The sequence below is a fragment of the Escherichia marmotae genome (genome assembly GCF_002900365.1).
GTDB lineage: Bacteria > Pseudomonadota > Gammaproteobacteria > Enterobacterales > Enterobacteriaceae > Escherichia > Escherichia marmotae.
Map to the genome: position 1 here is coordinate 1,481,392 of NZ_CP025979.1, position 24,886 is coordinate 1,506,277.

Consider the following 24,886-nt stretch of genomic DNA (forward strand, 5'->3'; position numbering starts at 1 on the left):
AGGAAAGAAGAAAATACTGAATTTTCAGTTGATGGAGTGCCGGATGCAACGTTATCACGTCTTATCCGGCCTACGATTCACCAATTAGTCAAATGGCGGTGGGGCCAGCACTTCACGATTACCGTTGTGACCCTGTTCGCTGACGATCCCCTGCGCTTCCATCTGTTCTACGATGCGTGCGGCACGGTTGTAACCGATGCGGAACTGACGCTGAACACCGGAAATAGACGCTTTGCGTTTTTCAGTGACAAACGCCACCGCCTGATCGAACAACGGATCCAGCTCTTCAGCACCGTCAAAACCACCCGCACCACCTTCACTTTCGCTGTCGGAAGTGATGCCGTCAACATACTGCGGACGACCACGGGCTTTCCAGTCCTGCACCACCGCATGTACTTCCTGATCGCGAACAAAGGCACCGTGAACACGTACTGGCATGGTGGAGTTAGGCCCGGAGTAGAGCATATCCCCCATTCCCAGTAGCGATTCTGCGCCAGCCTGATCAAGAATGGTACGTGAGTCGATCTTGCTGGATACCGTGAAGGCGATACGGGTCGGAATGTTCGCTTTAATCAGACCAGTAATAACATCAACCGAAGGACGTTGCGTTGCCAGTACGAGGTGGATACCCGCGGCACGGGCTTTTTGCGCCAGACGTGCAATCAGCTCTTCCACTTTTTTACCCACCGTCATCATCAGGTCGGCAAATTCGTCCACCAGCACCACGATATACGGCTCTTTTTTCAGCACCGGATGCTGGGCATCCATACTATCGCCCGGCTTCCAGTACGGATCTGGAATTGGCCGCATCATACGATCAGCTTCAGCAATTTTTTCGTTATAACCTGCCAGGTTACGCACACCCAGTGCCGACATCAGCTTATAACGACGTTCCATCTCGTTGACACACCAGCGCAGAGCATTAGCTGCATCTTTCATGTCGGTAACGACTTCCGTTAACAGATGCGGGATACCTTCATAAACCGAAAGCTCCAGCATTTTCGGGTCGATCATGATGAAACGCACATCTTCCGGCTGCGCTTTATAGAGCATACTCAGGATCATAGCGTTCACACCGACAGACTTACCGGAACCGGTAGTCCCCGCAACCAATAAGTGCGGCATTTTCGCCAGATCGGCAACCACCGGCTCACCGGCAATATCTTTACCCAATACAATCGTCAACGGTGATGGGTTATCACGGAACCTGGCGTTATCCAGCACTTCGCGCAAATAAACGGTCTGGCGTTTTTTATTCGGTAATTCCAGACCTACATAAGGTTTACCTGGGATTACTTCAACTACACGGACTGCCACTGTTGATAACGAACGGGCAAGGTCACGTGACAAGTTAGAAATACGCGCGGCTTTTACACCCGGTGCCAGGTTCAGTTCAAAGCGAGTGATAACTGGCCCTGGTGAGTAGTTAACAACATCGGCTTTAATGCGGAAATCAGCCAGGCGCGCCTCCACCAGACGTGCCATTTGTTCGAGCGCAAAGGTATCTACTGGCTCCACTTCGCTCGGCGGCGGCGTCAACAAATCCAGCGATGGCAACGGCGTTGTCGGCTTGTGCAACGGACGACTGTCGCCATTGCGCATTAACAGCGGATGAAGCAGGGTATCCTGCGGCTGCGGCACGACTGGTTGCTGTGGCTGTTGATACTGCGGCTGCGGCGCGACCGGTTGTTGCGGCTGCTGAACAGGTTCAACAATTGGCGTAAACAGCGGCTCGTGTGGACCATCATCCACTAATGCTTTCATCGGTGAAAATTCAAAATCATCCAGCGAGAACGGATTCGCCCCCGCAGGTTGTTCACCGGAATAACGTTGCTGCTGTGTCTGGACGAACTGACGAGCCAGTTCTGCCTCTGCTGCGGCATCTATTTCATCTTCCGGGTTAACTGGCACATCATGCTGATACTGTTCACCATAGCGTTGCTGCTGCGTCTGGGCGAACTGACGAGCCAGTTCATCCTGCTGCATTGCATCTATTTCATCATCGTTATACTGCCCGGCAGAATCGTACTGGTTGCGCTGCGCTTCACGTGCCTTCTCTTCCGCTGCACGCTGTGAGGGTAGCTTAATACCGTATGACGCCAGTTCACGACGCGTCGGAACACGAATACGCTTCGGCCTTGGCAACTGAGGGCCAATACCCTCTTTCACTTGCGGGCGCGGTCCACCGCTATTTGACAGGCTGAAGACAGGTGCAGCCACCGTCGCTGCGGCTCCCGTTGCCAGGGTCGCTTTCTTCACGCCAGATGCCAGCGGTGAGACTGCGGCTGCGGATTCTACCGGCGGCACTGCTGCAACACCTGGTCGTGCCAAAACAGGCTTGACCGGTTCTGGTTCTTTAACCGGTTCAGGAATCGGTTGATACCAGGCCGCAAGTTGCTCACGTTCACGCGCACGCTTCTCTTCCACTTCTTCAAAATAGTAAAGTGGCGGACGTGCAGGCTTTGTCTCTTCAACAACAGGTTCCGGTTCAACGACAGGCTGCTGTTCAACAGGTTGTGGCTGTTGATACAACGGCTCTTGAACGGTCGGCTGCTGATAAGTTTGCTCCGGCTGGTAAGTAGGTTGTGGAGCAAAAGTGGATTGCGATTCTTCAGCTTGCCAGGTGTTACCAACCACCGGTTGTTCCGGCGCAGGCGCATAATATGGCTGCTGAGGCTGCGCCGGTTGTTGCAGCGATTCGTTATATTGCACCGCAGGCTGCACATATTGCGGTTGCTGCGGGTAACCTTCGGATACAGGTGCAATTATCGGTTCACCCGCTTGCGGTCCAGGAACAGGTTGCCAGGCCACTGTGGGCTGTGTTGGTGAAATATCAACAGGTGCAGATGGTGGTGTCTGGGTTACCGGTTCAACCGGCGCAACCCAGCTTTGTGTCACAGTGGTCGCAGCCGCTGCAGCAGCTACAGGTTCGGTAATCGGCGCACCATTTAATAACGGATCGTATTCGTCATATTCTGGCTGCGTTGCACGATTGCCCGAAAAGAGGACGTCATCAGGATCGGCGGCGACACCGCGCGCCGTGTAGGTAATTTCTTCTTCATCATCCATCCGCTTGCCGGAGAACAACGCAGCGTCAGTTTTCCGCCCCATCGGATTAATGAATTTTTCGGCCAGACGTTTACGACGCGCTAATGCGCCACGAAGGATCCGGGCACGGCGCGACTCATGTTGTTTGCCGTGACTCTCATCTTCATACTCTTCGTCGTCTTCATACTCATCTTCATCAACCCAGGTATCGTCGCGACGAGTACGGTTACTGGCAAATGTGAGAATGTTTAAAATCCAGCCGCCCAGTTTTTCGGCAATAGTCACCCAGGACCAACCGGTAAACAGCGTCAGGCCTGCCGCCCAGACGCAAAGCAGCGCAATCGTTCCCCCACTACTGTGTAACAGTGGCTGCAGCGTAGTGCTTAATAAACTCCCGATTACGCCACCGGAGGCAAAATACCAGATATCGTCAGCATTGATCGCCGCCAGACCACAGGAAGTAAGGATGATCGCCAGCACACCAATAATTCGCAGCGAGACGGCAAAATAATCAATGTATTCGTCGCTGGCCTGCTGACGCCAGGCAAACCAACAGCCACCGATGATAATGACGGGGATGGTGTAAGCCATGACGCCGAAAATGAAGAACAGGGTATCGGCCAGCCATGCGCCAGGTGCCCCACCTAAATTATGGATAGGCTCATGCCAGGCCGTTTGTGACCAACTGGGATCCGAAGGATTAAAGCTTAATAAAGCTGCCATCAACCAGACGGCAAACAGAACAATAAGAATCAGCAACGCCTCCAGAAGTCGGCGCCCGCTGCTTAACTTTGTCAATGTGACTTCTTTGTCTTCAGTGTATTCCTGGCTCAAGAAAGGCTCTCCAGGTTACAGGCTTTTCCTGCCCGATGCTAAAACGGACAACAGTACCAGGTTACCCCAGTACTGTTGCTGTATGGATTAACAGGAGTGTAATCAAAATACGCCGATTTTGCACCTGTTCCGTGTTAGCGCGTCTTAATAACCAGACGATTACTCTGCTTGACTTCTTCCATAACAACGTATGTCCGTGTGTCATTGACGCCAGGCAGACGCAGCAGAGTTTCCCCCAACAGCTTACGATAAGCTGACATATCCGGCACGCGTGTTTTCAACAGGTAGTCGAAATCACCAGATACTAAATGACACTCCTGAATTTCTTCAAGTTTTTGTACAGCGGTATTGAATTGTTCAAACACATCCGGAGCGCCACGATTCAGAGTAATCTCAACGAATACCAGAAGTGATGCATCCAGATAATGCGGGTTCAACAGCGCCGTATAGCCCTGAATAAACCCTTGTCTTTCCAGCCGACGCACACGCTCAAGGCACGGCGTTGGGGAAAGTCCCACACGTTTAGAAAGCTCGACGTTAGAAATACGCCCATCCTTTTGCAACTCATTAAGAATGTTACGATCGATACGGTCGAGATCTTTGCCAGGGCGCTTCTTGCTATCTACCATTATTATTGTCTCTCTGTATTCCTTCCCTACTCCTGTCTGACCCTGAAAACATCACTGTCCAGAGTCGCTACCCGTCACGATAGACCGAAATCATTAAGATTCACGGCGCGCAATGCCTGGGTCTACGGTGAGAAGACCGTTGCCTTGTGGCAGCTATCGACATCACGAATGGCGTCTGTCCACGCCATGCGTAGATTTCACTAGCACGGTAAACATGGTATTTACATGCATGATTATGCGCATATAAGAATACTGTTTTTTTCTTCCTCGAATGTTTTCGCAAAACGCCAGGTGATTGTCAAAGCAAAACATCGTTTTTTAGTACAACATGCCAGATATTCATTAACAGTCGCGTTTAATCATCATTTAATCGGCTTATAAACCGGAAAAATTAAGTAGCAGAGGTGATAATGACAGAAGAATTTGACACGCTTATCGCTTTTGACGATTGCACAAATCGTTAACAAAATCGTCATACTCTTTTTTTACGCCTGTAAATTCCCTACAATCCTGCCTATTGTCTGCCAACAACTATGGGGATCTCATGGGCACGACCAAACACAGTAAACTGCTTATCCTGGGTTCAGGCCCGGCGGGCTATACCGCTGCTGTCTACGCGGCACGCGCCAACCTGCAACCGGTGCTGATCACCGGCATGGAAAAAGGCGGCCAACTGACCACCACCACGGAAGTGGAAAACTGGCCAGGCGATGCAAACGATCTGACCGGACCGTTGTTAATGGAGCGCATGCATGAACATGCCACCAAATTTGAAACTGAAATCATCTTTGATCACATCAACAAAGTGGATTTGCAGAATCGTCCGTTTCGCCTGACTGGCGACAGCGGCGAATACACTTGCGATGCGCTGATTATTGCCACCGGGGCTTCTGCACGCTATCTCGGCCTGCCCTCTGAAGAGGCTTTTAAAGGTCGTGGTGTCTCTGCCTGTGCGACTTGCGATGGATTCTTCTATCGTAACCAAAAAGTAGCGGTTATCGGCGGCGGCAATACTGCGGTTGAAGAGGCGCTGTATCTGTCTAACATCGCTTCCGAAGTACATTTGATCCACCGCCGCGATAGTTTCCGCGCAGAAAAAATCCTCATTAAGCGTCTGATGGATAAAGTGGAGAACGGCAACATCATTCTGCACACCAACCGCACGCTGGAAGAAGTGACTGGCGATCAGATGGGCGTCACAGGCGTTCGTCTGCGCGATACGCAAAACAGCGATAACATCGAATCACTCGACGTTGCTGGCCTGTTTGTTGCTATCGGCCACAGTCCGAACACCGCCATTTTTGAAGGGCAACTGGAACTGGAAAACGGCTACATCAAAGTACAGTCGGGTATTCATGGCAATGCCACCCAGACCAGTATCCCGGGCGTGTTTGCCGCAGGTGATGTAATGGATCACATTTATCGCCAGGCCATTACTTCTGCTGGTACAGGTTGCATGGCGGCACTTGATGCTGAACGCTACCTCGACGGTTTATACGGCGAAAAATAATTTTACATATCAGTAACAAAAGTAAAAAAGGCGACTCCATGCGACTATGGGTCGCCTTTATTATTTCCCCGTTGTAACATTGCCCTGCAAAAAATTCTGATAACTCACCTGCTAAGCGTGCAATGAATAAATCCCGTCAAAAAGAGTTAACCCGCTGGTTAAAACAGCAAAGCGTCATCTCCCAACGTTGGCTGAATATTTCTCGTCTGCTGGGCTTTGTGAGCGGCATATTAATAATTGCCCAGGCCTGGTTCATGGCGCGTATTCTGCAACATGTGATTATGGAGAATATTCCCCGCGAAGCCCTGCTGCTTCCCTTTACTTTACTGGTACTGACCTTTGTGCTGCGCGCATGGGTGGTCTGGTTACGCGAACGGGTGGGTTATCACGCCGGGCAGCATATCCGTTTTGCCATTCGCCGCCAGGTTCTCGACCGCCTGCAACAAGCAGGGCCTGCATGGATTCAGGGCAAGCCAGCCGGGAGTTGGGCGACGCTGGTACTTGAGCAAATTGACGATATGCATGATTACTATGCTCGCTACCTGCCGCAAATGGCGCTGGCGGTATCAGTGCCGCTACTGATTGTGGTCGCGATCTTCCCTTCTAACTGGGCTGCGGCGCTCATTCTGCTGGGCACCGCTCCATTAATCCCGTTATTTATGGCTTTGGTTGGGATGGGCGCAGCCGATGCGAACCGACGTAACTTTCTCGCGCTTGCTCGCTTAAGTGGACATTTCCTCGATCGCCTGCGCGGCATGGAAACACTGCGTATTTTTGGTCGTGGTGAAGCCGAAATTGAAAGCATTCGTTCTGCTTCGGAAGATTTCCGTCAACGGACGATGGAGGTGCTACGACTGGCATTTTTATCCTCCGGCATTCTGGAATTCTTCACCTCGCTGTCAATTGCTCTGGTGGCGGTCTACTTTGGTTTCTCCTACCTCGGTGAGCTGGATTTTGGTCACTACGATACTGGGGTGACGCTGGCTGCGGGTTTTCTCGCACTCATCCTTGCGCCAGAGTTTTTCCAGCCATTACGCGATCTCGGTACGTTTTATCATGCTAAAGCCCAGGCGGTTGGCGCAGCCGACAGCCTGAAAACGTTTATGGAAACCCCACTCGCTCATCCACAACGCGGTGAGGCGGAGTTAGCGTCTAACGATCCGGTGACCATTGAAGCCGAGGATCTGTTTATCACTTCACCAGAAGGTAAAACGCTGGTCGGCCCGCTGAATTTTACTCTGCCAGCAGGCCAACGTGCGGTGTTAGTTGGTCGTAGCGGTTCAGGTAAAAGCTCACTATTGAATGCGCTTTCCGGTTTTCTTTCCTATCAGGGATCGCTACGAGTCAACGGCATAGAATTGAGCGATTTATCACCGGAATCGTGGCGCAAACATCTCTCCTGGGTTGGGCAGAATCCGCAATTACCGGCGGCAACACTACGGGATAACGTACTGCTAGCGCGACCTGATGCCAGCGAACAAGAGTTACAAACAGCACTGGATAACGCGTGGGTCAGTGAGTTTCTACCGCTCCTGCCACAAGGTGTTGATACGCCTGTTGGCGACCAGGCAGCCCGCCTTTCCGTGGGTCAGGCGCAACGCGTGGCGGTGGCTCGTGCGTTACTAAATCCCTGCTCGCTATTACTGTTGGATGAACCCGCTGCCAGCCTTGATGCTCACAGCGAGCAGCGCGTGATGGAAGCACTGAATGCCGCCTCACTGCGCCAGACTACGTTAATGGTCACCCACCAGTTAGAAGATCTTGCTGACTGGGATGCCATCTGGGTAATGCAGGATGGTCAGATTGTCGAGCAAGGACGTTACGCGGAGTTAAGCGTGGCTAACGGTCCTTTCGCCACATTACTGGCCCATCGTCAGGAGGAGATTTAAATGCGCGCTTTGCTACCCTATCTGGCACTGTATAAACGCCATAAGTGGATGTTAAGCCTCGGTATTGTGCTGGCGATTATTACTCTGCTCGCCAGTATCGGTCTGTTAACACTTTCCGGCTGGTTCCTCTCCGCATCGGCTGTAGCCGGTGTCGCAGGCCTGTATAGTTTTAACTATATGCTGCCCGCCGCAGGTGTGCGTGGCGCGGCAATCACCCGTACCGCCGGTCGCTATTTTGAACGACTGGTGAGTCATGACGCGACTTTCCGCGTATTGCAGCATCTGCGCATTTACACCTTCAGCAAACTATTGCCACTCTCCCCTGCCGGGCTGGCCCGCTATCGCCAGGGTGAATTACTCAACCGTGTCGTGGCGGATGTTGATACGCTCGATCATCTTTATCTGCGCGTTATTTCGCCGCTGGTAGGTGCTTTTGTGGTGATTATGGTGGTGACCGTCGGGTTAAGCTTCCTTGATTTCACCCTCGCCTTTACGCTGGGCGGCATTATGTTGCTGACGTTGTTCCTGATGCCTCCGCTGTTTTATCGCGCCGGAAAGAGCACCGGGCAAAATCTGACTCACCTTCGCGGTCAGTATCGCCAACAATTAACCGCATGGCTGCAAGGGCAAGCCGAGCTGACCATTTTTGGCGCTAGCGATCGTTATCGCACGCAGTTAGAGAATACCGAAATTCAGTGGCTGGAAGCGCAACGCCGCCAGTCCGAACTGACCGCGTTATCACAAGCGATTATGCTGCTGATTGGCGCGCTGGCGGTGATCCTGATGCTATGGATGGCCTCCGGTGGCGTTGGTAGTAATAATCAGCCTGGCGCGTTAATTGCGCTGTTTGTCTTCTGCGCGTTAGCTGCATTTGAAGCGCTGACTCCGGTGACTGGCGCATTTCAGCATCTGGGGCAAGTGATTGCCTCTGCCGTGCGAATCACTGACTTAACGGACCAAAAGCCGGAAGTTACCTTTCCTGATACCCAATCCAGTGTTGCCGATCAGGTATCCCTGACATTACGTGATGTTCAGTTCACTTATCCGGAACAATCACAACAAGCGCTTAAAGGGATTTCCCTTCAGGCAAACGCCGGAGAACATATTGCGATTCTCGGGCGAACCGGATGCGGCAAATCAACTCTGTTACAACTGCTGACTCGCGCATGGGATCCACAGCAAGGCGAGATTCTGCTTAACGGTAGCCCCATTGCCAGCCTGAACGAAGCGACTCTGCGCCAGACCATCAGCGTTGTGCCGCAGCGTGTGCATCTGTTTAGCGCCACGCTGCGAGATAATCTATTACTCGCTTCGCCTGGCAGTAGTGATGAGGCTCTGGCGGAGATCTTGCGCCGCGTCGGTCTGGAGAAATTGCTCGAAGATGCAGGACTCAACAGTTGGTTAGGTGAAGGCGGACGTCAACTCTCTGGTGGTGAACTGCGCCGTCTGGCTATCGCCCGCGCACTATTGCACAATGCGCCGCTGGTATTGCTGGACGAACCTACCGAAGGTTTAGATGCCACAACAGAAAGTCAGATCCTTGAATTACTTGCAGAAATGATGCGTGAGAAAACGGTGTTAATGGTCACTCACCGACTTCGCGGACTCTCTCATTTCCAGCAAATAATAGTGATGGACAACGGGCAAATTATTGAGCAAGGTACTCACGCAGAACTGCTTGCCAGACAGGGGCGTTATTACCAGTTTAAGCAGGGTTTGTAAGCTATTATTGAACGATCCGACTTGCGTAGTGGAGTTTTGCGGTCATGCGCCTGGTTCAGCTTTCTCGCCATTCAATAGCCTTCCCTTCTCCGGAAGGCGCATTACGTGAGCCTAACGGCCTGCTGGCGCTGGGGGGCGATCTTAGCCCCGCGCGCCTGTTAATGGCTTATCAGCGTGGTATTTTCCCATGGTTTTCTCCTGGCGACCCCATTCTCTGGTGGTCGCCGGATCCACGCGCAGTATTATGGCCGGAATCACTGCACATCAGTCGCAGTATGAAACGATTTCATAAACGCTCGCCTTACCATGTCACGATGAATCATGCCTTTGGTCAGGTCATTGAAGGCTGTGCCAGCGATCGCGAAGAAGGAACCTGGATTACGCGCGATGTGATTGAAGCCTACCACCGCTTACACGAGCTGGGTCATGCCCACTCCATTGAAGTCTGGCATGAAGACGAGCTTGTCGGCGGCATATATGGCGTAGCGCAGGGAACGCTATTTTGTGGCGAATCGATGTTCAGCCGGATGGAAAATGCGTCCAAAACGGCGCTCATGATCTTCTGCGAAGAATTTATCCGTCATGGCGGCAAAATGATCGACTGCCAGGTGCTTAATGATCACACGGCTTCGCTTGGTGCCTGCGAAATTCCCCGGCGGGATTACCTCAATTACCTCAATCAAATGCGCCCGGAACGATTACCGAATAATTTCTGGGTGCCGCGGCAATTGTTTTCGCCACAGAAATGAATGTTTTCGGCACATTTCTCTCCAGAGTGTTATAATTGCGCTCGCAGAGTTGGTTACGCTCATTACTCCGCTGCCGATAAGGAATTTTTCGCGTCAGGTAACGCCCATCGTTTATCTCACCGTTCCCTTATACGTTGCGCTTTTGGTGCGGCTTAGCCGTGTGTTTTCGGAGTTATGTGCCAAACCTGTTTGTTGCGATTTAGCGCGCAAATCTTTACTTATTTACAGAACTTCGGCATTATCTTGCCGGTTCAAATTACGGTAGTGATACCCCAGAGGATTAGATGGCCAAAGAAGACAATATTGAAATGCAAGGTACTGTTCTTGAAACGTTACCTAACACCATGTTCCGCGTAGAGTTAGAAAACGGTCACGTGGTTACTGCACACATCTCCGGTAAAATGCGCAAAAACTACATCCGCATCCTGACGGGCGACAAAGTGACTGTTGAACTGACCCCGTACGACCTGAGCAAAGGCCGCATTGTCTTCCGTAGTCGCTGATTGTTTTGCCGCCTGACGGGCGAAGAGAAAGAACGAGTAAAAGGTCGGTTTAACCGGCCTTTTTTGCGCCCGGGATTAAGGAAGAAAATAAATATTGGGGTGTGGATTTTAAAAACTGCCTGTACGGCAGTGAACTATAGCGTATGGGATACCTGGCAACTGGATTGTTTCTAAGCTGCCTGTACGGCAGTGAACTGAAATAATAGCAGACTATCCGATTGATTTACTGTTAAAAATCACAAAATCATAGGTTCATACCCTTTTTCGAGACGTCAAGATAGTAATAAACAAAATCAATGAGTTACATGTCACTCTAAAAAATGGGTCGATTGGTATTTCTTCACTCTCATATTTCCCTCGTAGCTTTTGATAAACAATTGACCAGAACGCATACGGCCATAATCTCGGGCGAATGAATCGTGTGTTCATTGCGTAACCAAACAAATCAATCTAAATAAATTCTTCTTGACCGTTTTGCTCCAACTCCCTATAGTAACGCCCCGTTGCCACCCATGTGGTAAGGCAGCAAAAATTTGGTGAGGTGTCCGAGTGGCTGAAGGAGCACGCCTGGAAAGTGTGTATACGGCAACGTATCGGGGGTTCGAATCCCCCCCTCACCGCCATCTTTAAAGAAGAGCTCGTACGAAAGTACGGGCTTTTTTTGCATTGAGCCGCCATGAATAAAAAACACGTACTTCCTCTACGAAAGTACGTGAAGGCCAGTGGCACATTAATCATAGGATACGGCAAATATCGCTTTGCTTTGGACTTCTCCAGGCTGTATCGCTTCCTCCTTCACGCGAACGTATTTCGCGGTAATCGGGAAGGTGTACTGATTCTCAATGGCCGCCATTTTAGTTAGTTTGTTCATCAGAGTATCACCCAGCTTTAACGGTGTCGTTGCGTTACCATTATAAATCTGGAACCCAACCCCCTTAGCACCATTAAGCGATGTGTTTTCAGAATGGTTCCACTATCATCCCATTCACCGCGCGCAACTTTAAAAGTCACTGGATTAGTCGTGACGTTATAAACACTGTCGCAATTGAGGAGCAGATTTGTAGAGCCTGTTTTAGTATCATTTGCTGATTCAACCTCACTTATAGCTATATCTGGCATTTGTATTTCGTAAATCGATTGCGAGAAACTACAGGTTGTGGGTTTATGTTTAATATTAAATATTAGTTTTTGCTTATAAGATTCGTTTAAGCTTGACAGACCAAAGAGATAGCAAAGTAACGACGCAAGCGGACCTGAAGAACAGACATTATTAGATGTAAAAATAGCTGCAGCGTTTTTTAACTTGAATGAATCACCTGTTGCAATTACTAGTTCGCCCTTACTCCCAGCTTCATCATACGAAGTAGGTGGTATATATGAGGCAGTTAGCTTCATTTCTTTATTATTAATAGTATTACTGACGGAATAGGTTTTGGGTGAAACAATATCCCTGGGTGTGATTTCTTCATAACCAAATCCTTTAGCGACAAATATAAACTTTATTCTCATCAATAACGTTATCAAAGGTAATAGTGCAGAATTGTTTCTGCTGTTTATTAACCGAGACGCGAATCGATGCGGGGACATCATTGGTGCGAATAAATATCCGACCTCCCTGTCCGACTAACCCCACATTATTACCGTTTTCATCTTCAACCTCATAACCAAACGACAACGGAGAGCCATCAGGACGTTGGGAGAGGAAATACCAGGGTTTGCGTTTATCAGTCTCAAACTGAGTCATCACTACCGCACCACGATAAGGAACGGTGTTTTTACGGTTACCCAGCAGCGCCACATCGCTTTTACTGTCGGCAATATCCAACATCAACGTATTTTCACGATACGGCGTCAGGTTGTCATAAATAGCGTAGCCTCTGCTATCCGTGGTCAGGTAACGATATCCCTGCACCGCCGCTCCCTCCAGTCCCGGCGCTTTGACGATGGCGAACGTATCGGAAAGTCTGGGAGCCAGTGCCACCCCGTCCGACAACGCGACTAAACCGCCTTGAATATTACCGCTAACCTGTTGATATTTTTTCGACTGGCTATAGCTGCCACCAATAGTCGCCAATGGCGCACGCCAGGTCAGGTTTCCACCTGCTGTTGTTTCGCTGCCCTGGTGTTGATGGCTTAAGTTAGCCCCGTAGCTGAACTGATCGCGGCTCCCCGCTACACCGCTGAGGCTGGTATTATTCGACCGATAGCCGTCTTTATCAAAAGTGGTTGAGTTAGAAACAAATAAATCTCGTCGTTTTTCAGTGATTCCATCGCCCCACGAGAAGGGAATTGAGAAATATAAGTTAATGCGTCTATCTTCGCGGTTATCTTCATCGTAGGTCTGGCTAACAGACAAGGTATAACTAAGGCGTTCCCAGGAGTTCGAATAGCTGAGTTGATAATCTTTCCCTGTCCCGCTGCGTTCCCAATAATCCCGCCATTGACCGCTGACCGACAGATATCCCCAATCATCTGGTAATGACTGGTTTATATTTACAGAAAAGCTGTTCTTGCGACCAAAATCGTACTGATAATAGTCGGCAATGTCATAAACAGAGTCATCTTCTCGATTATATCTATTCCTGTTATTTGCCCATACGTGATCGTTAAAAGTACGATAATCCCGAGAGGAGTAACGCCAGGCTGCCAGAGAAAATTGCGTCCCACTCTGTGAGAGATATTTGTTCCAGGCAATCTGATAACTTTGACCATTAAATACATCACCGTTATCTTGTTCACTGTGGGAATGGGTAAAATCAACCGATACAGCACCAATCGGTGTATTCCATCCCGTGCCGAGAACAAACGATGAGTAATTATCAGACAATTGCGTGCCAGCATAGAGAGTCAGCAAATTATTAAGGCCATACTGATAGCTTCCCTGAATAAAATCCGACTGATTGCTGGCTCCCTCAATACGACTACGTCCGGCAGCAAATTCATATTTCGAAACGCCCGGTTGCAACATATTTGGTACAGATGAATAAGGTACACGATAACGCGATACCGAACCGTCAGCTTCTTTAACAGTAACTTCCAGATCGGCACCACCACCAGCAAGTTGCAAATCATCAATGGCGAATGGACCTGGCGGAACCTCCTTCTGGTAAATAACAAAACCATTTTGTTCTATAGTGACGAGTGCGTTGCTCTGGGCAATTCCTCGCACTATAGGAGTAAAATTCTGTTTAGAGTTCGGCAACATCTGCATATCGCGCCAGAGGCGTACCCCGCGAAAACGCACGGAGTCAAAAACATCAGAGCCGGTATACATTTCACCGGCCCGCAGCGTGCCGAGAATTTGTGAAATTCCGCGCTCCAGATATAATGTGTTACTTTTCCATTTACCGCTGCTCTCATCACTTTTCGTATAATTGGCATTTGAATGCAACTGCCATCCCAGAAGGTTCAAACCACTGTTCAGATTTAAATAGCTACTTTTATTATCTCCTCCGTGCTTATAATTACTGTAATACTGACTGGCATAATAAGATGTATATAATGCGTTAATCCCGCGATCCCATGCCTCAGGTGGAGCATATCCACGTTCATATTCAACAATATAGGCCTGAGGTACATTTAATTTCAGGTCAAAATGCCCAATATCATAGATTTGGTATTACCTTTCAGTTCAGGAATAGTTATCCAGTTCGCTGAATTATTTTTTATATTAATACCATTACTGATAGTTCTGATATTCAGTCGAGAAAAACTCCCTTTATCGACACCTGCTATACCTTCCGGACGATAAATAAATTTAATGCGGTTTTGCATCGCGAATTTAATCTGGTTTTTACTCTCATTTTTCTCACTATTAGGTGGAATATCCAGGACATTGAGAAAGAACAAGCTTTCGCGATCTTTAGGTAGGGTATTCGTCAGTTGCTTAATTTTAAGTTGCTGCCCCCCTCCTCCTTTTACGTGAGCTACCGGTGGCGTCAGCACAAACGGAACATGAATTTTTTCTGGGGACAGGCTATCGCCATCATCAATCCACGACTGAATCAGAGCACTGCGCTCACCTTCATTCATTAATTGAACGGTAATCTCTTTTTTCTGTTCTGGATAAATAACGCGAGTGCCGTAGATATAGACTCCGCCCCACGCAGGCGTGACCATGCCGGCCAGCAAGAAGGCTATTAATTTTTTCATTAAACAATCCTTGTTTGAGAAATCGGCGGCCAAAGCCGCCGATAAACACGATATTAATTTGTCACGACAGTCATTGTCAGAGCAGAGTTAACCGGGCCAGCAGTCACCGCATCACCTGATTGCGCGTATTTCGCACTGAAATTTAGTGTATATTCATTAGAGCTAATTTTTTCTAACTCAATACTTTTATCACCTTCAATCTTTTGAGATTGCCCATCTGCACTCTCATAGTAGACAGCAAAACCAGCACCATTTTGGTTTGCCGCAGTATTAATGGTGATATCTTTAAGATTTGCATCAAACTGACTTCTGGAAAACGTAATTCTGGGAGTCTCATCTCCTGTACATTTGACCGTCAGCGGTACAGTTGTTTTATTTGAATAACCATCATAAACATAACCAGCGCTCTTACCATCAAATTGATCAGCACCAATATCGTTCATAGCAATCGTAGCCTGGCTATTTCCGATAAATTGACAAGTAGTTCCAACCACATTACCGGTAATAACTAACTCACCCTGTTCACTCCCCTCCTCAGCAAAAGCCCCTGCGCTCATAAAAAGAGAAGATAATACTGCAACTGCAATAATTGAACGTTTCATAGTCTATTCCTTAACTGATTTATTCCAGGTGATTAAGAGTCTCTGTCCTCTCGGAAATGAATTTCGCAAATTAAACTTGTTATCGCAATGTAAACAGGTTGTTTTTTGTGATTTAAGTCAAACTGTCAAAAATATGTAACAAACAAAAAATACCCATGAAAACATTCACCTTGTTTACTATTCGGCATTATTTGATGTCTTTGCACGGTAGATTAATACGTATAATTAATTGCGGGTTGTTTATTTTAAATAAATATCCGTATACTGATAACAGTGTTGGGTATTGAACTCTTTATGCTATTTCCAGCCAGAAGGAGGCTTTTCAATAGACAAAAAGACCTGACTGTAAGGCCAAGTCTTTTATACATTACATTACAACTAACCAATCAAAACCAGGGAATAGTTGCTGTTGCGCTTAATCCATAACTACTGAATTCCCCTTTCACCGGTTCAGTGAGCAAATCACCATGACGGATAAACAGCTTGAACTGTTGCTGACTCGATAAACTCTTCATATTGAGAAAGGGTAAATCGGTCCGCCGTTCAGTTTGCGTCGCCAGTCGCTCAATTGCCTGTTCTTTAGTGAGCCAGCCCTTTTTTACTGAACGCCTTAACAGACGCAGGGGGTTACTTTTAACCTGCACACGGCTTACCACTCGCCAGCCTTTTATTTCAGGAATAGGAGTGACAGGTGAACATTGGCAATAGTCCGTAAGTCCTTTACGCCACGTTGAGGCTTCAAGCGCCTGCAATGCCGGGGCGCTGCCGTGTAAGCGTAAACGCGCTCCCGGCGTAACATTCACGTCCGGGAAACTCACGCCGATATCACCTTGCCCTCTTGCGCCTAATGCCCGGTGCAATTTGGCAAATAACGCTGCCATCAACATTTCACTCGAAAATTCAGGATCTGGCAGAACGCGGATCTCAAGGTAGTGCTCCATTGGCAGCTCCTTATTCCGCTTTCTCACCAAAGACACCGCCACGGATCAGCACTGCCATCACGTAGTGCTGTTGATCAACGTCTGGTTTCATCCCTTTAGTCACCCAATTGTCCAGTAAGGTATAAAAATCGAGTTTTTCTTTCGGTTGGCGGCAGGCAACGCCTCGGCTGGTTACAGAGCCATAAGGCTCCACGGCGATAGCCCCCAACTCATCAACCTTCGGATGCCAAGTGTCAATAGTACGTAAAGCGTTGCCAATTTTTTGGGAGTGAATACCGGCAATGCCTGCAACCTGGTACAACACGCGACTTTTGCTACTGTTGCTGTCGAGCACCAGTTCCTGTGATGGGAAGACTTCTTGCCCGGCACCGAGGCGAACCTGCGCTTCAACGGTAAGCATCACCCACTCTTTTCCGCTTAATCCTTGTTCAATTATTGTCGCCAGTTCTGTGACGCTACTCTGGCCTTGATCAAATTGACGCAAGGAGAAGTCATGACTGTTAAAAGTCCAGGACGAATCATTAGCAGTAACTTTCACCTGGATCTGCTCAGCACCAATGCGGTTGCGCCACAAAAAACGACCATTTGCCAGATTCAGCGCATAGCGAAGCGCCAGCTCTTTAAAACCATGCTCGCTGATATAGCCGTCAATAACGTCGGAAAGCGCCTCCTGATAGGCCATATCATTACATACTGAAGGTGAAGATAAATTACCCAGCACTCGCAGCGTAAACACCACTTTTAGCGTATCAGCATCTACCGGAAGCGAGGCTACATCTACCCGCTGCAAGTTGGCTTTTTGGATTTCAGCATCCAGTTTGGTGGGGTCACTGGTAATCGTGTTTTTCAGGCGATTAGAAATGGTTCCGCGAACCGCTTTTTCCTGAATCTCAATGGGTTGCCATTCATTTCCTTGCCAGTTACCTGCGTACATCGCCGCGTCAGACGTTGCCAGTTTGCGTTCAAATGCCAGTACCGACGCCGTTTTTATTGCTACAGGGGCCTTTGCCATAATTATGTCCTTATTCTGAATCGTCATCTTCATTAGTAGTAGGGCCGTCAACGAGTGGTATTGCCGAGCAATAGTAGCCAGTGTCCGTCGTACGATAGCGCCACATCAGCGGTTGCAAATCAGTAATGCGATGTAATCCACGCCATTCGCCAATGCCATAAACCGCTTCGGCAAAAGCAAATGGCGTCACGATGCCGCGTGCATTTTCCACTTCACCAGGTGCGTAAACAGGAGAAATGCGTTGGTAGCCACACATTAACGGCACCAGGAAACCGGTCATCGGCTTCGGCTGGTATATCCATTTTGCGCTGTTGTCTTCTGCCGGAGATTCGGCCTGATATTTAATCGTGGCAAAATCAAGCCAGGCATCAAGCAACGATATGTCGGGATGTTGTTGGTGATGTTCAGCCAGCCATTCGCTGCGGTCGTAAAGCGCGTAACCTGGCATTAAACGCCAGATGATTTTACGCAGTTGCTTTTCATCTTCAGGCGCATGAAAAAGCTGAGGATCGCGCATGTCAACAATGCTGCCGCCCGCCAGTTTGTGGCTCTGGCAGAGCATTTTCAGATGGTCACAAAGGGCTTTTCTACCGTATTCACCATTGGTAATTTCGCCATTACATTCAATCAGCAGAGAGACCGTCAGGTGCATACGCCCCTCTTCATTAAATGAGGTGGTTTTACCTTCTCTGGTTAGTGGATTACGGGTGAGAGCGAACTGAAAATCGCGCCCGGAGCTGTACGCCTGAATATGTTGTTCATGGCTAACGACCGCGCAACCGTCAAAACTTACGCCAAATTCATCCACCACTTTGCGAGAAAGCGCATGAACATAGCCGAGAAAATGGGTCATCGACGGGAATCCCCAGGTCAACCCGGAAACAGCGTTGGCGTTTTCGATGCGTACATGGGGTAACAAGAGCAGATAACTCATTTCAGCGCCTCCTGCAAAACGGCTTCCATTTCACGCATCCGTTGAGCGAACAGGGACTGACTGCGCCACTCTTTTTGCTCGATAGCACCTACATCGAAACTGGCTTTTTTCAGGCGATAGTTCAGCCAGCGCGCGAAATCCTCGGCCACCATACCCTGCCAGTCGTTTTTTTCACGCTCCAGTTTGAAAGCCTCATCTGACAGGCTCCGCCACGGATCCAGCCACAGTTGCTGGTGGCGAGGTAAATCTGGTGATTGCGCGGACCATCCCTGCCATTTTTCTTGTTGAAAAGAGGATGCCTGCATAAACAGCAAATCTATCAACTCATCAATATATTTCGCCCGTGTGGTACGGATATGAACATTATTTTTGTCAACTTTCAGAAGATAGGTCATGCGGGCGATAATGCCCGAGGCCGCCCGATTGAAATCGCCACGTAAGGCAAAAATACTGCGCATGTTTTGTGGTGCGCGATCCAGCGCCGCCCAGGTGGGCGGCATTGACGGCAACAGCCAGACACGGCCACCACGAACACTGTTGAGCAAAGAAATATTCTGCGGTTTTGTGCCGCCAAAATGCATTTCGGCAAGATTAGGAAAACGAATATCTGGCTGTGAGTGCCATTTACCTGCTTTGTGCGCATCGCGAATGGCTTTCGATTCCTCACTAAAGCGCACGGCAGTTAGCTTTTCATACATCGCCTGTGCCAGCGAACTGGAAAACAGCGGGCATAACAGGTGATAGCCATCATCGACAGGGAAATAGATTTGTTTTGCCAGTTTATGGCTGGCAGGCTGTCCAGTTGTCCATGCCTGGCTAAACCCAGCTACCCACTGCTCTAGTTGCGCTTTATCCTCTGCAAACGTACTTAATGCCTGATAATCACCACGCTTCAGGCTGGCAAGCAGTGAATCTCCGTTCACATCGGTTTGTAGCAACTTTGCGACGTCAAGTGCGGCAGCGTTACCAATCGCGTCAGTAGCGACATTCGCCAACGATGCCGTGTTTAAATAGCTTTCGTTAGCGGAGGTTTCCAGACAAAAGCTACTGGCTTTAGAGTCACCATGACTGAATTTAGCGCCATGAGTGACTAATTTGATTTGCCCGGCACGCTTTGCCGCATCCGTTAACCAGTTACGTGGCAGGTAGCGTGCTTCGAGTTCCTGTCGCTCCTGAGCGATAGCGCTGGCGTCGTCGCCCTGCTCCAGTCGCTTTGCTGCTTCTTTTTCAAAGGTATCGATTTTGGGTTGCCTTCGCGAAGCAATGTAGTCAGTGATAAATTGTATTAGCGCCGTTTTTTCCATTTCGGCTCCTTTTCGTTAATCCATCAAATTGAAGTTGCTCCCTGACTTCACTGAAAAATCTCCGTAGCCCAACCAGGCTTCAGTACAACGACACATACAGTAAAAGGGACAACACCCGCGGTGATAATCATGGATAGTTCACCTAGAGGTATCTACGCTTTAATCTAGCCAAACCCATGCAATAACCAATAGTGATATTACCCTGCATAAAATATTTGCCACGCAATGGTTTGATAGCTAACATTCACGCACTGCCATCGGCAGCTAAGAAATAGAGGTATCTCCGGATACGGACTTGTAAACTGCCGTACAGGCAGCGCGCCCCCTATCACAGGTTGCGGAACACTCCCAACCAGGGGTGATAACGCCAGTCATCGACCGCATCTTCTTCACTGGCCGGTACTCTCACTTCAGCAAACATTTCTCCAACACGCTGTATTTCACAACCGTGCTTATCAGCTAAATTCAACAAAACGTGTTGGTAATCCATCACGCCCCAGCAAGCGACGCCGCTGGCGCATCTCACCTCTTCTCGCCTGAAATTCCCCTGCGCTTTACGCTCGTTGTCACCGGTGTAGGAATAGAAACGCGCTTCGCTTTCTTCATCATCCATATGTAGAAAAAATACCGCCTCCGGCAACGGCGAATAACGAAATGGCGTCTGGCGCTGCATCCAGCCGTTCCAGCTTAGCGGTGCGCGCCACCATTGCGCCGCCACCACATGTTTGCTTTTACTGCTCATCAATTCAGTGGATAAACGACTATGCTCAAGTTCCGCCAGTTTGTTGTCATTATTGGCAGACAGAATCCGCGGCAAGGCGTTAATCGTCCGGTAGTCCGCGATCGGAATCAGTTCGCAAATATCATGGCTATCCAGCAAGTGTTCTTTTGTTTCGAAACCAGGCTTACAAAATGCGGGGGCTTTTTTCTGCAATGCTTTGATATTAAAACGCAAAATAACCAGATTCTCACTGGTCGGCACATTTCTACGGTGCCGCTGAATACGTCCGGCAAATTGAATTATCGAACGCATGGAGCCTGGTTCGATAATTCCCCAATCCGCATCCCAGTCACGCCCCACTTCTATAACCGATGTCCCCAACACCACAAACAGATGGTGCGATTCCGGACGGTTATGTAAGGCTTCAGCAATATCCTCGTTGTTCCAGAAATCGAGTTCGTTATGGCGGGTAAAAGCGCGGTCCAGGCGCTTCTCAATATCTGAACGTACTGCCAGTGGATGTCGGGAGTGGTAAACACAATAATGAATGCAGACATCTTCTGGTGATGGAATGGCGATCAGGGCTTTGGTCACTGCGACCAGTGGATTGATATTCGCGAAGCGCACCAGGCCCAGCGAAACGGTTTTACCGCTTTCGTGCTGCTGGCGATGTGCCTGATGCAACTTCAGCATTTGCGCATGTACCGTCTGAGCCACGCTTTCGGTAACATCCTGAATCGCGTTTGATGCAGATGAAATAGAAGCAATACGTCCGAAATGCAGTCGTTCTTTTTCGGCCAACATTAACGCTCGTCGCGCAACAAACTTTTTGTGCGTCTCACGAAAAGTAGCGCCATCGCCAATTTGTATGGCGTCGGCATCTTTTTCATCAAACCAGGCACAGCAAATATTGACGGGTCTGCCGTTCGTACCGCATGACGACTGCCACATTTTACGCCCGGCAAGATAAGCCGCGAACAGCGCCTGAATCAGCCCTGGCGGCAACGTCGCGGAAGAAAGTAATACCCGCGTTCCCAACATTCCGGCCCAATTCATCAGACGACATACTGCATGAAGATCGGCAATATCAAAGTCGTCAGGTTCATCGAGCACTAAATCGCTGGTTAACAAACGCAACATCGAAGGAAGCTGTTTTCCGCCTCGCACACCTTCGGTCGCAGAAATAAGATGATCAATGGTCGCTACCAGAATCGGTGCGCTTACTAACGCCTTAAGTTTGCTGTCATCCTTCAACCATTTTTCCAGCGCCCCGGTATGCAGACTACCGTCATATTTAACAAACTGTTGCTCCTCTGCCAGCGATTCTTGCGAAGCACTTCCGCAATCATTGTCTGTTTTTTCCTGCTGCCACAGTTGCTTAACTGCCGCCGAACCAATCAGTACCGCCAGCTCATCCTCGCCCAGTCCAAGCAGACTGCGCAGAGCATCGCCGGTTTGCAAAGTCAGCGTGCGCAATCCCAGCGCGACGGTAAAACGGCACCCTTCCCGCTCATCGGTAAGCGCATACATAATGCGGGCGTTAGCAAAGGTTTTACCGCACCCCGTCGAGGCCATATTGACACCGAAAAAACCGTCTTCCCGGCTTCGCTCACGTAACGCACGTGCCACATCCCAGGCTTTATCCTGCCAACGGTATTTCGCGTCTGTGGCCCGTTGTCTAAAACCTTTATGTCGGGCAATTGCCGGAAGCGATGCACGTGTGTGCATCAGTTGCCGCCCAAGTAGATACGCATGATGCGCGACGCCGACCAGATGCTCATCTACCCGTTGTTTGAGCGTGCCGCTCTGCCGATCGCTATTTGCCCAGACAATATAATTCGGGTCTTGCCATTTTTGCTGCGCGTCGTTAGATGAATAGTAGTGATCGGCAAGCATCAGGCAAAAACGCGCCATATGTAACGGAAACAGTTGCTCCATCTGCCCCCATTCCTTTAAGCCGATCGCGTTACACGCCCTACGGGCAATCTGACGCGCTTTTTCTCGCCAGCTCGCGCTTTGAAGCGGCGTTCCTGACGGAAATTGCCAGACTTGCTCGAAATCCTGTTGTGACCAGTCATTCTTACGGTGGTTAACGGCATTCCAGTCAGCATTGAGTTGCTTCTCCAGCCAACTATCACAGCCTTTGCATGATTGTTCTGGTTGTGGCGAAAGATTCTCCGGCATTCGATGATGGGAAAGGATCAACCAGCCTACCGTTTTGGCGAGTGGTTGCAGCGAACTGAATGGACTATTTGAAAAATGAGGCGTGTCTTTTTGCAGGCACTCAAGGATCGCGGTTTCATCATCTGCCGTTAATTTCCCAAGTTTTTCCAGCCACACTTCGTCTGGCTGTTCACCGACAAAAGCCTGAAAAAGCCGCAGCGAAATCCACTCATGCCGATAAGGCTGATAACTGCGGGCATTCTTTTGGGTCAGGCTTTGCTGAAAGCTGCGTCCTGCTTTACCAAAATCATGAAATAACCCAGCGATAGCCGCCAGCAGCGCAATACTTTCCGCGCACTGCCAGCGATTTTCTTCTTTTTTCACCAGGCTGGTTTGCGTTGTTCGATTTGTGGGAACGCGTCCCTGAGCATTAAAACGACGAATATTGCCGACAATCCACATCAACTCCGTTTGCCCATTCTTCTTCAGCCAGTGACAAGCCACTGCGGTATTTCGCCGGGCAGTTTTGCGCAGTAAACGGCGAAGTGTATTAACCCCTTCCAGAGTAATCACCGTTTGCCATGCGGCGTCACCAGTGCGTTCGGCAAACTGATCAATAATACGGCAGCTCTCCACTCGAGCATTTTTTGTGCAGCGCGAGATAATCAGGACGTTCATTGGTCAGCCTTAGCCAGGGCCTGAGCCGTTTCCTGCAGAGAGGTGATCATGACATCCAGCACATCCGCTTGTTGAAAGATATTGATGCAGCGTTGACGAAACTCCTGAGCATCTTCTCCCGCCATTGTAGCGATAAATGCTTGTGGCATAACAAGGGCATCTTTAATCAGATCGGCAAGGTCAAAAACGAGACCACCGCGACGGGTTTTACCGTGCATTACTGCTAAACCATGCGGGATCCCGGTTACCCACGCCGCCACTGCCGCCAGGCCATACGCCAGATAATTACCCTGATCGAGGAAGCGGTTGGCCATATCAACTCCGCCACCCCGTTTTGCACGAGTAAAGTCGCCGTAGCCCACGGATTGACTCACCATTTTGTAGAGTGCTTTGGTCAATTTCACCTCTACGAGCATAAGCTGCGTATGGCTTTCTGCCATGTCTATTTCTTCACGAGTGCGATTTAGCAGAGTCTGCAGTGCATTAGCATCAGGCTGAAAGGCGTGTTCACGCTGCATTTTCGCGCTGGTCCAGTGCTTATCGATATGTGTCAGGCGGATTAACTGAAAACGTTTCGCGGCGGCAAGTCGTTTATCTTCAGCAAACCAAAAAGAAACCCACTGCTGAAGATATTCAGTAGGACGATATTCGCTTTGCGGACTGAGCCAGGAGACATCAACATCAACTTCATTTGCCGAATACAGCGGCGTGCCATCCGTACCACAAAAACCCACCATCACTCCAGCATGGGCAAATTCACGCATCGCCGCCTGGGTAACGGACGTTCCCATCCCCAACATCAACGCCGTGGTATTCGCAATGGGGATATTCCAGTAATACGACTCCCTGCCTTCACTGGTGACATACTCCACTCGCCCACCATTCACCTGCACCCGGCATTTTTCCAGATAATAAATATTGGCACGCCTGGAGTGGAGAATGGTTTTGAGATCAGAAGGAGTAAGGTAATTTGAAGACATAAACACATCCTGTGATTATTTTTATTTGAAGGAGTTAGGATTAGTACAGCATTGATTTCTGTGTGAGAAATTGATTCTCGTCGCAATTATCACAATTGTTATTGTGTGTCACGGCTAATGGTTCGGAGTTGAGAGCGCCATAACGCAGCTAAATTTCTGCCATCATCGTATTTGTGAAACTGCCTGTACGGCAGTGGACCTTGTTAAGACCACGGGCACCATGCAGATGCTTTTCTAAGCTGCCTGTACGGCAGTGAACTGCTGGCGTCCATCTATTCATATGCCACGCTGTTTCTAAGCTGCCTGTACGGCAGTGAACTCAAATACTACACGCTTAGCCCATTGTTAATAAAGCGAAACCAGCAAAATTCCTTGTCCAGCCCCTTTTTTATCCTTGCCTTCCAGCAGCATTAATTATCAATAACTTACCTTCGCCCTCAAAAATAGGGTTTTTACCGCCCCACCTCACAAACAAAAAAATCCGTAACCTCTTACGAGATTACGGACTTTATCAA

General features: G+C 49.2%; 15 protein-coding genes, 1 tRNA gene and 2 pseudogenes. 6 read left to right on the forward strand and 12 right to left on the reverse strand.

Going from position 1 to position 24,886, the window contains the following annotated elements; genetic code table 11:
- Window positions 1-84 precede the first annotated feature (84 nt).
- Both C1192_RS07785 and lrp read right to left on the reverse strand, forming a co-directional pair.
- Window positions 85-3,882 (reverse strand): DNA translocase FtsK, encoded by a 3,798-nt coding sequence (locus tag C1192_RS07785; RefSeq protein ID WP_038355170.1) that lies wholly within the window; start codon window positions 3,880-3,882, stop codon window positions 85-87.
- Window positions 3,883-4,016: 134 nt separating this feature from the next.
- Window positions 4,017-4,511, reverse strand: a complete 495-nt coding sequence (lrp, locus tag C1192_RS07790) for a leucine-responsive transcriptional regulator Lrp (RefSeq protein WP_000228473.1) — start codon at window positions 4,509-4,511, stop codon at window positions 4,017-4,019.
- Window positions 4,512-5,055: 544 nt separating this feature from the next.
- Here lrp and trxB point away from each other — a divergent pair.
- From trxB to C1192_RS07825, 6 genes are all read left to right on the forward strand, one after another.
- Entirely contained in the window at window positions 5,056-6,021 is a 966-nt protein-coding gene (trxB, locus tag C1192_RS07800) for a thioredoxin-disulfide reductase (protein ID WP_000537399.1), read from the forward strand.
- A gap of 122 nt (window positions 6,022-6,143) precedes the next feature.
- Window positions 6,144-7,910, forward strand: a complete 1,767-nt coding sequence (cydD, locus tag C1192_RS07805) for a heme ABC transporter permease/ATP-binding protein CydD (RefSeq protein ID WP_001043634.1) — start codon at window positions 6,144-6,146, stop codon at window positions 7,908-7,910.
- Window positions 7,911-9,632 carry a heme ABC transporter ATP-binding protein/permease CydC gene (gene cydC, locus C1192_RS07810; RefSeq protein ID WP_001202150.1) on the forward strand — a complete coding sequence of 574 codons (1,722 nt, stop codon included), beginning with the start codon at window positions 7,911-7,913 and terminating at the stop codon, window positions 9,630-9,632.
- 44 nt (window positions 9,633-9,676) lie between these two features.
- Window positions 9,677-10,381 carry a leucyl/phenylalanyl-tRNA--protein transferase gene (aat, locus tag C1192_RS07815; protein ID WP_038355171.1) on the forward strand — a complete coding sequence of 235 codons (705 nt, stop codon included), beginning with the start codon at window positions 9,677-9,679 and terminating at the stop codon, window positions 10,379-10,381.
- Window positions 10,382-10,665: 284 nt separating this feature from the next.
- The gene (infA, locus tag C1192_RS07820; RefSeq protein ID WP_001040187.1) at window positions 10,666-10,884 is read left to right on the forward strand and encodes a translation initiation factor IF-1; all 219 of its coding nucleotides are present in this window, start codon (window positions 10,666-10,668) and stop codon (window positions 10,882-10,884) included.
- A gap of 535 nt (window positions 10,885-11,419) precedes the next feature.
- Window positions 11,420-11,507 (forward strand) — tRNA-Ser (locus C1192_RS07825).
- A gap of 107 nt (window positions 11,508-11,614) precedes the next feature.
- Here C1192_RS07825 and C1192_RS07830 read toward each other — a convergent pair.
- From C1192_RS07830 to cas1f, 10 genes and pseudogenes are all read right to left on the reverse strand, one after another.
- Window positions 11,615-12,342: pseudogene (locus C1192_RS07830) on the reverse strand (fimbrial protein); the annotation flags it as partial.
- Between the two features lie 22 nt (window positions 12,343-12,364).
- A pseudogene (locus C1192_RS07835) lies at window positions 12,365-14,494 on the reverse strand (fimbrial biogenesis outer membrane usher protein); the annotation flags it as partial.
- Window positions 14,470-15,036, reverse strand: a complete 567-nt coding sequence (locus C1192_RS25660; protein WP_241482958.1) for a fimbria/pilus periplasmic chaperone — start codon at window positions 15,034-15,036, stop codon at window positions 14,470-14,472. The gene C1192_RS25660 and the pseudogene C1192_RS07835, both read right to left, overlap by 25 nt.
- A 53-nt stretch (window positions 15,037-15,089) precedes the next feature.
- A complete protein-coding gene (gene yehD, locus C1192_RS07845; protein WP_038355172.1) occupies window positions 15,090-15,638 on the reverse strand; it encodes a fimbrial protein YehD in 549 nt (182 codons plus the stop codon).
- Between the two features lie 386 nt (window positions 15,639-16,024).
- A complete protein-coding gene (gene cas6f / locus C1192_RS07850; protein WP_001516092.1) occupies window positions 16,025-16,579 on the reverse strand; it encodes a type I-F CRISPR-associated endoribonuclease Cas6/Csy4 in 555 nt (184 codons plus the stop codon).
- 10 nt (window positions 16,580-16,589) lie between these two features.
- Window positions 16,590-17,591, reverse strand: a complete 1,002-nt coding sequence (gene csy3 / locus C1192_RS07855) for a type I-F CRISPR-associated protein Csy3 (RefSeq protein WP_038355173.1) — start codon at window positions 17,589-17,591, stop codon at window positions 16,590-16,592.
- 10 nt (window positions 17,592-17,601) lie between these two features.
- The gene (csy2, locus tag C1192_RS07860) at window positions 17,602-18,525 is read right to left on the reverse strand and encodes a type I-F CRISPR-associated protein Csy2 (protein ID WP_038355174.1); all 924 of its coding nucleotides are present in this window, start codon (window positions 18,523-18,525) and stop codon (window positions 17,602-17,604) included.
- Complete coding sequence (csy1, locus tag C1192_RS07865; protein WP_038355175.1) at window positions 18,522-19,829, reverse strand: type I-F CRISPR-associated protein Csy1; 1,308 nt, start codon at window positions 19,827-19,829, stop codon at window positions 18,522-18,524. The genes csy2 and csy1 overlap by 4 nt, the downstream gene beginning before the upstream one ends.
- A 328-nt stretch (window positions 19,830-20,157) precedes the next feature.
- A complete protein-coding gene (gene cas3f / locus C1192_RS07875; RefSeq protein ID WP_038355176.1) occupies window positions 20,158-23,391 on the reverse strand; it encodes a type I-F CRISPR-associated helicase Cas3f in 3,234 nt (1,077 codons plus the stop codon).
- On the reverse strand, window positions 23,388-24,371 hold the full coding sequence (gene cas1f / locus C1192_RS07880) for a type I-F CRISPR-associated endonuclease Cas1f (protein WP_038355177.1): 984 nt from the start codon (window positions 24,369-24,371) through the stop codon (window positions 23,388-23,390). The genes cas3f and cas1f overlap by 4 nt, the downstream gene beginning before the upstream one ends.
- Window positions 24,372-24,886: the final 515 nt, after the last annotated feature.